Source organism: Desulfofundulus australicus DSM 11792 (assembly GCF_900129285.1).
GTDB lineage: Bacteria > Bacillota > Desulfotomaculia > Desulfotomaculales > Desulfovirgulaceae > Desulfofundulus > Desulfofundulus australicus.
Genome location: NZ_FQUW01000004.1, coordinates 126,586 through 139,552, shown reverse-complemented (window position 1 = coordinate 139,552; position 12,967 = coordinate 126,586). Strand labels below are relative to the sequence as shown.

Annotated in this window: 9 protein-coding genes and 1 pseudogene; 8 read left to right on the top strand and 2 right to left on the bottom strand. The window is 54.8% G+C overall.

Annotated elements, in window-relative coordinates; all coding sequences use genetic code 11:
• Positions 1 to 225: 225 nt before the first annotated feature.
• The 3 genes and pseudogenes from BUB44_RS00685 (at position 226) to BUB44_RS00675 (ending at position 5,400) form a co-directional block, all read left to right on the top strand.
• Positions 226 to 1,704, top strand: coding sequence for an ATP-binding protein (locus tag BUB44_RS00685; protein ID WP_073162417.1), 1,479 nt, complete (start codon positions 226 to 228; stop codon positions 1,702 to 1,704).
• Between the two features lie 181 nt (positions 1,705 to 1,885).
• Positions 1,886 to 3,271 (top strand): annotated as a pseudogene (locus BUB44_RS00680) (short-chain fatty acid transporter).
• A 179-nt stretch (positions 3,272 to 3,450) separates the two neighbouring features.
• Positions 3,451 to 5,400, top strand: a complete 1,950-nt coding sequence (locus BUB44_RS00675; protein WP_073162416.1) for an acetoacetate--CoA ligase — start codon at positions 3,451 to 3,453, stop codon at positions 5,398 to 5,400.
• A 164-nt stretch (positions 5,401 to 5,564) separates the two neighbouring features.
• Here BUB44_RS00675 and BUB44_RS00670 read toward each other — a convergent pair whose 3' ends face one another.
• The gene (locus BUB44_RS00670) at positions 5,565 to 6,728 is read right to left on the bottom strand and encodes a UxaA family hydrolase (RefSeq protein ID WP_207545596.1); all 1,164 of its coding nucleotides are present in this window, start codon (positions 6,726 to 6,728) and stop codon (positions 5,565 to 5,567) included.
• A 2-nt stretch (positions 6,729 to 6,730) separates the two neighbouring features.
• Entirely contained in the window at positions 6,731 to 7,012 is a 282-nt protein-coding gene (locus BUB44_RS00665) for a UxaA family hydrolase (protein WP_073162412.1), read from the bottom strand.
• Between the two features lie 363 nt (positions 7,013 to 7,375).
• On the opposite strand from BUB44_RS00665, the gene BUB44_RS00660 reads away from it, so the two are divergent.
• The 5 genes from BUB44_RS00660 (at position 7,376) to BUB44_RS00640 (ending at position 12,920) form a co-directional block, all read left to right on the top strand.
• Positions 7,376 to 8,773 (top strand): ArsB/NhaD family transporter, encoded by a 1,398-nt coding sequence (locus tag BUB44_RS00660; protein WP_073162411.1) that lies wholly within the window; start codon positions 7,376 to 7,378, stop codon positions 8,771 to 8,773.
• Positions 8,774 to 8,913: 140 nt separating this feature from the next.
• On the top strand, positions 8,914 to 9,609 hold the full coding sequence (locus tag BUB44_RS00655) for a FadR/GntR family transcriptional regulator (RefSeq protein ID WP_073162409.1): 696 nt from the start codon (positions 8,914 to 8,916) through the stop codon (positions 9,607 to 9,609).
• A 185-nt stretch (positions 9,610 to 9,794) separates the two neighbouring features.
• On the top strand, positions 9,795 to 10,733 hold the full coding sequence (locus BUB44_RS00650) for a hydroxyacid dehydrogenase (RefSeq protein WP_073162407.1): 939 nt from the start codon (positions 9,795 to 9,797) through the stop codon (positions 10,731 to 10,733).
• A gap of 13 nt (positions 10,734 to 10,746) precedes the next feature.
• Entirely contained in the window at positions 10,747 to 11,790 is a 1,044-nt protein-coding gene (locus tag BUB44_RS00645) for an Ldh family oxidoreductase (protein WP_073162406.1), read from the top strand.
• 131 nt (positions 11,791 to 11,921) lie between these two features.
• Positions 11,922 to 12,920: a tripartite tricarboxylate transporter substrate binding protein gene (locus BUB44_RS00640; protein WP_073162404.1), complete on the top strand. Its 999-nt coding sequence runs from the start codon at positions 11,922 to 11,924 to the stop codon at positions 12,918 to 12,920.
• The last annotated feature ends 47 nt before the right edge of the window (positions 12,921 to 12,967 follow it).

The following is a 12,967-nucleotide window of genomic DNA, read 5'->3' as shown; positions in this document are numbered from 1 at the left end:
GTCCATGGTCTAAGGGTTACGGCCCGGCACAGTTTCAGGCCCCGGTTGTGTACTCCCTCTGGGCTGGGGGACCTTTGGGGAACAGAAGTTGCCGCTCTACTTCCGTCCCGGCGGCACTTTTGTTTATTCGACATATGCCACCCTTTCCCGGCAGGAGATGCTCTTTAAATGCAGAAAATTAATTAAATAAGCTACTTTCAAAACCTTCCTTCGGGAGAAGAAAAAATGGCTTTTTACCACCGCCTGCGCTACCAGATCATGCTGCTTACCATCGTCCTGGCCGTGGTTCCCCTGCTGGCTGCCAGCTACTTTATGATCCGCCAGGCTTCCCGGGGGATTTTACAGGAAAAGGAATGGTGGCTTTTTGGGGCGGCCCGGGAGCTGGATGCGGCCCTGCCGGCCGGTTTTGATGAATTGCTGGCCCAGGAAGGGCTCACCGCGGCGGACCGGCAGGCCAAAATCCGGGCGTTAAACCGGGCCCTGGCGGGAATCACCGATGAGGTGGCAGCGGCCTATCCCGGGGTGGGGGTGGGCTACTATTCCCTGGATCTGGATGCTATTATCACTTACGGTCCCAGCAGCCAGTACCAGGATAAGGTGGGGCTGTCCATCGGCCCCGACCATGAGGGAAGAAGGGTCATGGCCACCGGTGAGCCCCGGGTGCAGATTGCCAACCTGGTCCGGGGGGATATTGTCAACGCCATGATTCCCATTAAAAGGGACGGCCGGGTAATCGGCTACATCTGGGCCAATGTTTTTACCGCCGACGTGCGCAACCAGGTGGCGTTGATGCTGCGGCCCTTTTATATCGTGCTGTTGCTGGCCCTGCTGGTGGCCGTGGGCGGGGCGGTGGTGCTGTCGGGGAATCTGGCCCGCAAGGTGGAAATGATCAAAGAAGGGCTGGTGCGCCTGGAAAGGGAGCCGTCCTTCCGTTTCAACCCCATGTCCGGGGAAGTGGGGGAGATAGTCGGGGCCATCAACCGGATGGTGGATACCCGCCAGGCGCTGCAGGAGCAGGTGAGCCGTATGGAGAGGCTGGCGGCGGTGGGAGAACTGGCGGCCGGCCTGGCCCACGAAATCCGCAATCCCCTGACGGGAATCAGCGGTTTTGCCCAGTGCCTGGCCCGGGCACTGCCTCCCGGTGAAGAGCTGCACCAGCAGGCGGAAATCATTATCAGTGAAGTAATCCGCATTGAAAGGATTATTCAAGAATTGCTTAGTTTTGCCCGGCCCCGGGACGGAAGGGTGCTGCCAATGGATGTCAACCAGCTGGTTGAAGAAACGGCGGTTCTCATTTCACCACGGGCGCAGAAGGCGGGGGTGGAAGTAAAACTGTTCCTGGCGCCGGATTTGCCCGAAATATACGGGGACAGCCAGCAGTTGAAACAGGTCTTTTTAAACCTGTGCCTCAATGCCGTCCAGGCCATGGAAAGGGGCGGCCGGTTGACAATTACCACCCGCCGGGAGGGCAGCCACGTGCAGGCCATTTTCGCCGATACCGGCTGCGGGATTGATCCCGGCCAGGTGAAAAAAATCTTTGACCCCTTTTTTACCACCCGGGTAAAGGGTACCGGCCTGGGCCTGCCCGTATCCCAGCGGATAGTGGAAAAACACGGGGGGAGCATCCGGGTGGAATCCCGCCCGGGGGAGGGGAGCACATTTACCGTTTTTTTACCCGTGGACTTTAACCGGCCGGGCGTTTAAGGTTTTTGCGTGGAGCGGGACCAGCGGTGGTGTTGTTGGCGCGAAGCACCTGAACGGGCCACGCAATGGTTTTTCTGCTTCCAGACCGGAATATATTGCCGTGCGAACAATAGTCATTTCGAGAACATGACTTGCATTGGGTGCCGGGCCGTGCCATAAGCGGATTGTCTGACACAAGTATTTGCCGGACGGAGGTGCCATTGATGATGTCCCTACCGTACCAGCCCCATATTTTAGAACGGCAGCACTCAGAAATTCACGTTTAACTGCCTTTTTCGTACGCATTGCCCGTAATTATTTACCGGATGCCTACCTGTTTGCCGTTATCCTTACCTTTCTATCATTTTTGCTGGCCCTGTTGTTAGCGGATAAAAACTTTCTGGAACTGGTCGATATGTGGGGTCAAGGTTTGTGGGGGATACCGAGTTTTGCCATGCAGATGACCCTGATTCTGGTTACCGGCCATGCTCTCGCCAGTAGCAAGCCGGTACATTCCATTTTAAAGACAATAGCCCGCCTTCCCCAGGGGCCGGTGGCCGCGGTAATGCTGGTGGTGTTTGTGGCATCTATTGCCAGCTGGTTGAACTGGGGATTTGGCCTGGTGGTGGGTGCTTTACTGGCCCGGGAAGTAGCCAAAGTAGTCAGGGATGCGGACTATCCCATGCTGGTGGCTGCAGCTTACTCCGGTTTTGTGGTTTGGCATTCCGGATTATCCGGTTCCATTCCTTTAGCCCTGGCTACCAAGGGACACCTGGTGGAAGATTTAACGGGCGTAATCCCGGTATCCCAGACCATTTTTTCTTCCTGGAGCCTGATTATAACCTGGTTTATTATTTTTACCCTGCCGATTCTTTTCTATTTGATGGCCCGGGGACATCGCCACATCATCAAGATCGATCCGGCATTATTGGAAGACCGGGTAGAGGAAGTGGCGGCTTCCGGTGAGGTTACTGTTGCCCAACGTGTGGAGAATAGCATAATTCTTAATATGCTCCTGGGTTTAATGGGGGTTATTTTCCTGGTTAATTATTTCGTTAAAGGCGGCACCCTGGACTTGAACATAGTAATTATGATCTTTCTTATGGTCGGCATTATTTTACATGGAAGACCTATAAATTATGTTAGAGCAGTAAATAACGCCATCAAGGGAGCCGGTGGCATTGCCCTGCAATTCCCGCTTTACGGTAGGATTCAGGGGATTATGGTTAGCTCCGGCCTGGCAGCCGTTATAGCTCAGGGTTTTATTTCCCTGTCCACCGCGAAAAGCTTGCCCGTATGAGCTTTTTTGGCCGGGGGCCTGATTAATCTTTTTGTTCCTTCCGGTGGCGGACAGTGGATTGTGCAGGGACCCATTAATATTCCAGCAGCCATTGAGATTGGAGCAGATCCTGCCCGGGTAGCCATGGGCATAGCCTTCGGGGATGCCTGGACCAATATGATCCAGCCTTTCTGGGCGCTACCCCTTCTGGCCATCGCGCGATTGGGTATCCGGGATATTATGGGATACTGTACTATGACCCTGTTATACACGGGCATAATCATAGCCCTGGGCCTGTATTTCCTTTAAAACATTGAGATTTCGGTTGAGAAAGGGGTGTTCAATATTTCTTATCGTGGCAGCAGGAATAAGCCCCGGCATTACGAATATTCAAAGTATTATAAATATAAAGGCAGCTTGCGCCGGGGATTCCGGCCGGTCGGCAGTTGCTTAAAAAATGCAAGTTTATTTTAAGGGGGCAAACAGGAATGAAAAAACCTCTGTGGGTACCATCGGAAGAAAGAAAAAAGCAGGCCAATATTACGCGGTTTATGGAGATGGTGAATGAGCGTTACGGTTTGAAGATAACCGGCTACTCCCAGCTTTATAACTGGTCAATTGAAAACATACCGGACTTCTGGGCCTGCATGTGGGATTTTGCCGGCATCAAGGCATCCCGGGGATATGATCGGGTGGTGGACGATCTGGCTAAATTCCCCGGGGCGAAATGGTTCCCCGGCGCCCGGCTTAATTTTGCCGAAAACCTCCTGCGCTACCGGGACGACCGCCTGGCCTTTATTTTCCGGGGAGAAACCCAGAAGACCGCCCGCATGACCTATGCCCGGCTTTACGAAACGGTGGGCAGGCTGGCCAACGCCCTGCGCGAGCTGGGGGTGAGGCCGGGGGACCGCGTGGCCGCCTATATGCCCAATTTAATAGAAACTGCCGTGGCCATGCTGGCAGCCACCAGCATCGGCGCCGTTTGGGCATCCTGTGCCACGGACATCGGCCCCCAGGCAGCCCTGGACCGCCTGGGACAAATCGAGCCGAAGGTGCTTTTCACCGTGGACGGCTACTTCTATAAGGGGAAAGCCTTTGACAGCCGGCCCAACGTGGCGGAAATCGCCCGGGGCATCCCATCCCTGCAGAAGGTGGTCGTTGTCCCCTACGTGGAGGATAAACCCGACCTGGGCACCATTCCCAAAGCGGTGCTGTATGAGGAATTCCTGGCCCGGGACACGGAACTGCAGTTCGAGCAGCTGCCCTTCGACCATCCGGTTTACATCATGTTTTCCTCCGGCACCACCGGCAAACCCAAATGTATGGTGCAGGGCTACGGGGTGCTGATCAACCAGCTTAAAGAACTGCTCCTGCACGTGGATCTGAAGCGGGAAGATACCATCATGTATATCACCACCTGCAGCTGGATGATGTGGAACTGGCTCCTGTGCTCCCTGGGGGTAGGGGCCACTATCGTGCTCTACGATGGCAACCCCAACTATCCCGATGCCGGGGCAATGTGGCAGCTGGCCCAGGACGAGAAAATCACCGTGTTCGGCACCAGCGCCAGCTACATCAACTACCTGCGCAGCCAGGGACTGAAACCCGGCCGGGATTATGACCTGTCGGCCCTGAAGGAAATCTGCCAGACCGGTTCGCCCCTGTCTGCCGATGGTTTTGAATATGTCTACCGGGAAATCAAGGCCGACGTGCATTTCAACTCCATTTCCGGCGGGACGGACATCAATGGCTGCTTCTGCGCCGGCAGTCCCATCACCCCGGTGTATGCTGGCGAGCTGCAGAGCCCGGCCCTGGCCATGAAAATAAAAGCTTATGATGAAAACGGCCGGCCTGTTTATGACCGGCAGGGGGAGCTGGTCTGTGAAGCCCCCGCGCCGCCCATGCCCCTGTACTTCTGGAACGACCCGGACGGGGAAAGATACAGAAACGCTTACTTCAGCTATTTCCCCGGTGTGTGGCGGCACGGCGATTACATCGTCATCCACAGCGATACCGGCGGGGTGACTTTCTATGGCCGCTCCGACTCCGTCTTGAAACCGTCGGGGGTGCGCATCGGCACGGCGGAGATTTACAACATAGTGGAAAAACTGGAGGAGATAGCCGATAGCCTGGCCATCGGGCAGAACTGGCAGGGGGATCAGCGGATCATTCTGTTTGTCAAGTTGAACCCGGGTTACGCCCTGACGGAAGAACTGCAGAACAAGATCAGGAAAGCCCTGCGGGAAAAAGCTTCGCCCCGGCACGTCCCCGCCCTGATCGTGGATGTGCCGGATATACCCTATACCCTGAACATGAAGAAAGTGGAAAGCGCGGTTACCAATATCGTCAATGGCCGGCCGGTGACCAACAGGGACGCCCTGTCCAACCCGGAAAGCCTGGATTACTTCGAGCAGATCCTGCCCCGGTTGCAGAAATAGTGGCATCATGTTGCCTGTCATCCGGCCATAAAGGTTAAATGGTAGCAGGCGGTGAACTATGATAGGGTTATAACTGCCCCGCCTTATAGCAAGAGGCCCCGGGAAGCCTGTTCCCGGGGCCGTTCTATGTTAAATGGGGGAAGGATTAAGGAGGGGATGTCAAATTAAGCGCTCCGGTAGAGCTTGTTGATGACAAATTCCCTGTGACCCAGCACTTCGGCGGCGGTCAGGCGGCCGTTGGCAGTGCGGATGATCATATCCATCAGCTTGTCGGCAGCCTGTTCCAGGTTTATCTCGCGGCGAAGTATGCCGGATACGTCCACATCGATATGTTCGGACATGGTGGAAGCGGTTACGGGGTTGGCCGTCAGTTTGATGACCGGGACGATGGGGTTACCCACCACGTTGCCCTGGCCGGTGGGGAAGATGTGGATCACAGCGCCGCCGGCCGCCCACAGGGTCACGGCTTCCGCGGCTGCAGAAGAAGTGTCCATGAACCACAGCTTGCCGGTTTTGGGAGGAATGTATTCGGCGGATTCCAGGACGCCGTCCACCATGCATTTGCCGATCTTCTGGATGTTGCCCAGGGCTTTTTCTTCAATGGTGGTCAAACCGCCGATAATGTTACCCTGGGTGGGCTGGGAACCGAGCAGGTCGGCTTCTTCCCGCATGATGAGCTCCTGGTAGTCATTGAAAAGGGCCATGAATTTTTCCCGGAGTTCCGGTGTTCTCATCCTGGCGGCCACAATATGCTCGCCCCCGGTTAATTCGGTGGTTTCGCCGAAGCTGCAGGAAGCGCCGGCTGCGGTCAGCCTTTCCAGCACTTTACCCACCGTAGGATTGGCAGCCAGACCGGAGGTGGTGTCCGACTCGCCGCATTTCACGCTGACCACCAGTTCTGATATATCGCATTCTTCCCGCTGGAGTTCACTGGCCCAGTGCACGAATTCCTTGGCTTTTCTGGATGCCCGTTCGATGGTGTTGAAGTCCCCGTGTCTCTCAATGCCAAACATGGCCACGGGCTTGCCGGTTTTGGCGATTCCCTCGGCTACCCGGGTGGTCCAGTGGGAAGTTTCAATGCCGATAACCACGCAGGCGGCTACGTTGGGGTTGCTGCCAATACCAATTAACTGGCGGAATAAAAGTTCCAGGTCACGGCCGAACTGCAGGCGGCCGAAATGGTGCGGGAGGGCGATGGCGCCCTTTACGTTGTTGGCCACTGCTTCCGCGCAGGCATTGGATATGTCATCAAGGGGCAGAATTACGACGTGGTTGCGGACTCCCACTCTGCCGTTTTCCCTGCGGTAACCCATGAATTTTAAAGACATCATTACCACCTCGCAGTCTTCAGGTTATGGATGTGTACGTGTTCCCCTTTTTTAATGGCCTGGGTAGATTTGCCGATGGACTCGCCGTATTTGATTACGGTATCGCCGGCGGCAATATCACACAGGGCAATTTTGTGGCCCAGGGGAATGTCGTTTAGGGCAGTGACGGTGACTTCATTATCGTTATCCATCACCCAGCCGGTGACGGTTTCACCGGCCTTAATGTCGGCCACTGCCACTCCTACGGTGTCCTTTTCATGGTGTACAAAAAACTTTACCGCCATTTTCTGGCCTCCCCTCTCCTTAAATGTTTACTTTATGTTGCTGGCCGGGCCCGGCCTGAAGACTAAGGTATTTTAAAATACCCGGGTTAACCAGTTGATTAGGTCTGTGGTATGTGGTATGACCGCTGTTTTGGATAGATTGTACTGCTAATTTCCTCTGGTGTCAACCACTTTGCTTATTCTTCTGATAAAGAAAATTAACAGTCGCTGTTGGGGTCGAATAAAGGATATAAGCGCAAGGGCTTGCTGATGCTACTGGCCTGTGTTAAACTAGGATAAACTGGTATGAGGTATGGCCGCAAATTAAAGTATTCCGGCTATTTTGATCGAGGGATGGTGTTTATAAGAAGGGGGGAGTATAGCTTGTCTTCACAATTCCAGGTTATTTTTGCCACAGCGGTATTTCTTATAACCTACGCGGTGATAGTTTCCGAAAAAATTCACCGCACGGTGGCTTCTTTAGCCGGTGCGGCCCTGGTAGTTCTTTTTGGCATTATCAATCCCGAAGAGGCTACGCTGGCCATTGACTTCAATACCATCGGTCTTCTGGTGGGTATGATGGTGATCGTGGGTATCACCAGGCAGACGGGAGTATTTGAATACCTGGCCATCAAGGCTGCCCGGCAGGCCAGGGGGGAGCCCCTGCGCATCATGGCCGCCCTTTCCCTGGTTACGGCGGTACTATCAGCCTTTCTGGATAACGTAACCATGGTTCTACTCATTGTCCCTGTTACTTTTGCCATTACCAACCAGTTGCAGATTAACCCCGTACCTTTTTTGATTGCGGAAATCCTTGCCTCCAACATCGGCGGTACGGCTACTCTGATCGGGGACCCGCCTAATATAATGATTGGGAGCAAGACCGGCTTGGGGTTTATGGACTTTGTCATCAACCTTACCCCGGTAATAGTGGTGATTTATATATTGACCATCTTCGTTCTGTGCCTGCTCTACCGCCGCCAGCTGGTGGCCCGGCCCGATTTGCAGGTGGCCATCATGGATCTGGACGAGCGGGAGGCAATCAAGGACCCGGTGCTGCTCAAAAAGTGCCTTTTGGTTTTGTTCCTCACCATCGGCGGTTTTGTATTGCACCAGTACGTCCATCTGGAATCCTCGGTAATTGCCCTGTCCGGCGCCAGCTTGCTATTGCTGCTCAGCCGGGAGGATCCCGAGCACGCCCTGCACGCCGTAGAGTGGCCGGTGATCTTCTTCTTTGCGGGTCTTTTTGTGGTGGTGGGCGCCCTGGAAAAGGTGGGTGTGATTGAAGCCATTGCCCGGTTTTCCCTGGATGTAACCGGCGGGCAGCTGGTACCTGCGGCTATGCTGATTCTGTGGCTGTCGGCCCTTGCCTCGGCCTTTGTGGATAACATCCCCTTCGTGGCCACCATGATCCCTCTCATTCAGGATATGGGCCGCCTGGGGGACCTGGGCAACCTGAACCTGCTCTGGTGGTCGCTCTCCCTGGGGGCCTGCCTGGGGGGCAACGGCACCGTCATTGGCGCCTCGGCCAACGTGGTGGTTACCGGTATGGCCGAAAAGCGGGGTTATCCCATAACCTTCATCGGCTATTTCAAGGTGGCTTTCCCCTTGATGCTTATGTCCATTGCCGTATCCACGATTTACCTGCTGGTCTGGCACCATTTCCCTGGCCTTCCCTCCATGCTGGGGACGCTGGCGGTGGGGTTAGTTCTGGCCGTAATTACCGGGTGCCTGCAGCGCCGGAAAGCGGGGGTGCACGGGGAAAAAGCATCTATCCGGTAATTTGCCTGAATTTAACCTCTTGATTTTGAGATTGGGGATTTGGTAAGATTTCCTCAGGCATCAGGCATGAGGTATTACCAATTCCACCTGGATTTTATGATGATTGTTCTGGCAATTATAGTAAAAGGGATGATGTTCAAATGTTTGTGCCGGTCGTTTCGGAAAATATCAATCGTTCTCAACGCATTGTGGCTCAAATTCGCACCCTGATTGCTGAAGGAAAGTTGAAGCCAGGTGATCGCCTTCCCCCGGAAAGGGAGCTGGCCCAGTTAATGAATGTGAGCCGTACTTCGGTGCGGGAGGCCATCCAGACCCTGGCCACCATGGGGATGGTGACCATTAAGAAGGGTCAGGGGATCTTTATTGCCCAGAATGATGTGTGTTCTTTAATGAATACCCTGAGTGAGTTCCTGGTGGTGAAAAAGGACGAAGTCAAGGAACTGCTGGAGGTGCGCAAGGTCCTGGAAACTCAGGCCATCGCCCTGGCTGTAGAAAGGGCCACCGACGAGGAAATTCAAACCCTGCGGCGTTTAGTGGAAGATGCCCTGGGCCGTGTTACGGGAAACGATATTGATCCCGCCTATGCCCGGGAGCACGACACCCGCTTCCACGGGCTCATCTTTAACGCCACCCGCAATCACATTTTAATTGCTATTGTGAGCAGCCTGTACCATGTGTACGACCGCATGCGCAGCCGCACCACAGCAATTCCGGGCCGTGCCGTTCAGTCCATCAAGGATCACCTGCGCATTGTGGAGGCCATGGCCCGTCGTGACAGGGAGGCGGCTGTAAAAGCCATGCTGGAACATATCGAAAGCGTTGACCGTGCCCTTTAACCAATATAAAGACTAAAAATGTAAATATCAAAAAATTAGGCCATTGACACCGCCCACAGGTACAGATACAATACTAGTAAATTACTGTGGTATGACCTCTGAGGTAAGAGGCATTATATTTTTTACCGGTGACGATTAGAAATTCTAATATTTATAATTATAATCCAAACCGGGAGTGAACGGGTGTGAAAATAGTTGTCAGTGAGTTCATCTGGGAAGAAGGCCTGCAAATCCTTTCCGAACAGGGAGACGTGGTCTATAACGCCGACCTGTGGAAAGAGGACCTGGTCCGGGAACTGGTAGATGCCGATGCTCTGGTGGTGCGCAACCAGACCCGGGTAACCAGGGAGATGATCCGGAGAGCTTCGCGCCTCAAGGTTATCGGAAGGCTGGGGGTAGGCCTGGATAACATAGACCTGGCAGCAGCCAGGGAAGCGGGTATTCCGGTAGTTTATGCCCGGAACGCCAACGCCATTTCGGTGGCCGAGTATGTTTTTGCAGCCATGCTTACCTTTGCCCGGCGGCTGGAGGAAGCTACCGCTCATGTAAAAGGGGGCGGTTGGAACCGTCGCCTCTACACCAGGATGGAGCTATACGGCAAAACCCTGGGCCTTATTGGAACCGGCGAAATCGGTACCCGCCTGGCTCACCGGGCGCAGGCTTTCGGCATGAAAATTCTGGGCTATGATCCTTTTATTCCACCCTATGAAGTGGCCTGTACGGAATTTGGTGTACAATTGACCGATCTGGAAACCGTCCTTTCCCGGGCTGATTTTGTCAGCCTGCACGTACCGTTAAATAGCGCCACCCGCAACCTGATTAACAGGGAAACCCTGGCCCTGATGAAACCTTCTGCTTACCTGATTAACACTTCCCGCGGCGGGGTGGTGAATGAAGACGACCTGTACCATGCTCTGAAGGAAGGCAGGATCAGCGGAGCCGCGCTGGATGTGCTGGTTCAGGAGCCGCCCCAGGATTCCCCCCTGTTTAAACTGGACAACGTCATTTTGACCCCCCACATTGCCGGTCTGACTGAGGAAGCACAGGTAAAAACATCTGTTCTGGTAGCGCAGGAGGTAGTCAAGATCCTGCGGGGTGAACCGTCAAGCTGCGTGGTTAAGTAAGGAGGTAACCTTGATGGCAGGAAAATTTTCCGTAGAAACCCTGACCGGTTTTTGCCGGGAACTGTTGGTTGCTGTCGGAGTACCCGGGGAGGATGCGGAGGTAGTTGCCGGTGTTCTGATCGATACCAGCCTGGAAGGCATTGATACCCACGGCATCAGCCGCCTGCCCATCTATTTGTCCCGGGTTCGCAACGGGCGGATAAACGCCCGACCCCGGATTACCGTGGAAAAATCGGGAGCCGTGGCCACTGTGGATGGTGACAATGGCCTGGGACAGCTGGTGGCCGTGCGCTCCATGGAGGTGGCCATAAATCTGGCGGCGGAATGCGGCGTGGGGTTTGTAGCCACCAGGCGCAGCAACCATTTCGGTGCCGCTTCCTATTACTGCAAGATGGCCGCCCGGCGGCAGATGGTAGGCATGGCCTTTACCAACACCCCTCCCGGAATTCCTCCCTGGGGTGGCAGGCGGCCTTATTTCGGCACCAACCCCATTGCCTTTGCCTTTCCCACGGACAAGCACCCGGTGGTGGTGGACATGTCCTCTTCCACCGTGGCCCGGGGGAACATCATCCTGGCGGCCAGGGAAGGGCGGGAGATTCCCCCCGGCTGGGCCATCGACGCTGAGGGACGGCCCACCACCGATCCCGGGAAGGCCCTGGAAGGGGCCGTGCTGCCGGTGGGCGGTGCCAAAGGGTACGCCCTGGCCCTGGCCGTGGAAGTGATGTCGGGAATAATCTCCGGTTCCGCTTACGGACCCGAAGTAGGCTGGATTTATGACGACAGCCTGGAGCCCGTGAACATCGGCCACAGTTTTATTGCCATTGATATATCCCGCCTGATGCCGGTGGAAACCTTCCACGAGCGGATGGCTGATATGATCCGCGGCATAAAAGCTGTTCCCCTGGCCGAGGGGTTTGAGCGCATTTTCATCCCGGGTGAAAGGCGGCAGATAAAGGCGCAGGCCAGGATGAATGAGGGTATCCCGGTCAGTGATAACCTGCTCAAAGAATTAAACGAGCTGGCTCGAGAACTGGGTGTACGGCCCCTGGAAGGTTAAATCCGTGGGCCATACATGAACTGTTTGATATAAACAGGGGGTGGGATCCGGGCAGGAAAGGGATGCGGGGAAGAAGCAGTACGGTTAATTTGATTATGCTTTGATAAACCTACAGGCAAGGAGGGTTATGAATGACAGGAAAAAGAAAACTATTTACCCTGTTACTGGCGGGCATCATGGTTTTCCTGGTGGCTATTTCTGCCGGCTGCGGGCAGAAGCAGTCCGGTTCTTCTTCCAGTGAACTGAATTATCCCACCAAACCGGTGAATATGATTATCGCCTTCACCGCCGGCGGCTCCAGCGATGTGCAGGCCCGGCTCATGCAGAAATACTGGGATAAACTGGTCGATCAGCCCTGGGTATTCCAGTACAAACCCGGTGCCGGCGGGGCCATTGGGTTTGCGGAAATTGCCAGGGCCAAACCGGATGGTTATACCATTGGCGGCGTGAACGTACCCCATATAGTACTGCAGCCCCTGGGTCAGAATGCCCAGTATTCCATCGATGATTTTGAGTACATCTGCCAGGTGGTTAACGACCCGCAGGTGCTGGCAGTGCGCAAGGACAGCAAGTTTAAGTCCGTTAAGGAAGTCCTGGATTATGCCAAAGAAAACCCCGGCAAGCTGAAGGTGGGCATTGTGGGAACCTTCACCGGTCACCATCTCATGCTCCTTGAACTGCAGGATAAGACGGGTATCAAGGTAACCCAGGTGGTTTACAAGGGGGCGGCCGACCAGAACGCGGCCCTTCTGGGCGGCGAGATCGACGTGATGATCGGCAATGTCAACGACGTCATGCGCAGCCTGGAACAGATGCGCATTCTGGCCGTGGCCAGCGAGGAACGCTCCAAATTCCTGCCCGATGTACCCACCTTTAAGGAAGAAGGCATTGACATTGTATCTGACATCCGCCGGGGCTTTGTGGTTCCCAAGGGGACCGATCCCAGGGTGGTACAGTTCCTGCGGGACACCTTCAAGAAAATTGCCGAGGACCCGGAATATTTGAAGGATATGGAAAAGGCCGGCCAGCCGGCGGAATATATGTCCGGGGAAGAGTTTGAAAAATACGTCCGTGAACAGAATGAAAAGGCCAGGGAACTGCTCACCAAGTTTGGTCTGTTGAAGTCATAGGTCCAAAAGTGGATGAGGGGGCAGTCCCCTGTCCCCTCATTAAAGAA

Bases quoted from the DNA above. Each gene is read 5' to 3' on its own strand.
- BUB44_RS00685 (WP_073162417.1), top strand. From the start codon at position 226: ATGGCTTTTTACCACCGCCTGCGCTACCAGATCATGCTGCTTACCATC.
- BUB44_RS00675 (WP_073162416.1), top strand. From the start codon at position 3,451: ATGAAAAAACCTCTGTGGGTACCATCGGAAGAAAGAAAAAAGCAGGCC.
- BUB44_RS00670 (WP_207545596.1), bottom strand. From the start codon at position 6,728: ATGTCTTTAAAATTCATGGGTTACCGCAGGGAAAACGGCAGAGTGGGA.
- BUB44_RS00665 (WP_073162412.1), bottom strand. From the start codon at position 7,012: ATGGCGGTAAAGTTTTTTGTACACCATGAAAAGGACACCGTAGGAGTG.
- BUB44_RS00655 (WP_073162409.1), top strand. From the start codon at position 8,914: ATGTTTGTGCCGGTCGTTTCGGAAAATATCAATCGTTCTCAACGCATT.
- BUB44_RS00645 (WP_073162406.1), top strand. From the start codon at position 10,747: ATGGCAGGAAAATTTTCCGTAGAAACCCTGACCGGTTTTTGCCGGGAA.
- BUB44_RS00640 (WP_073162404.1), top strand. From the start codon at position 11,922: ATGACAGGAAAAAGAAAACTATTTACCCTGTTACTGGCGGGCATCATG.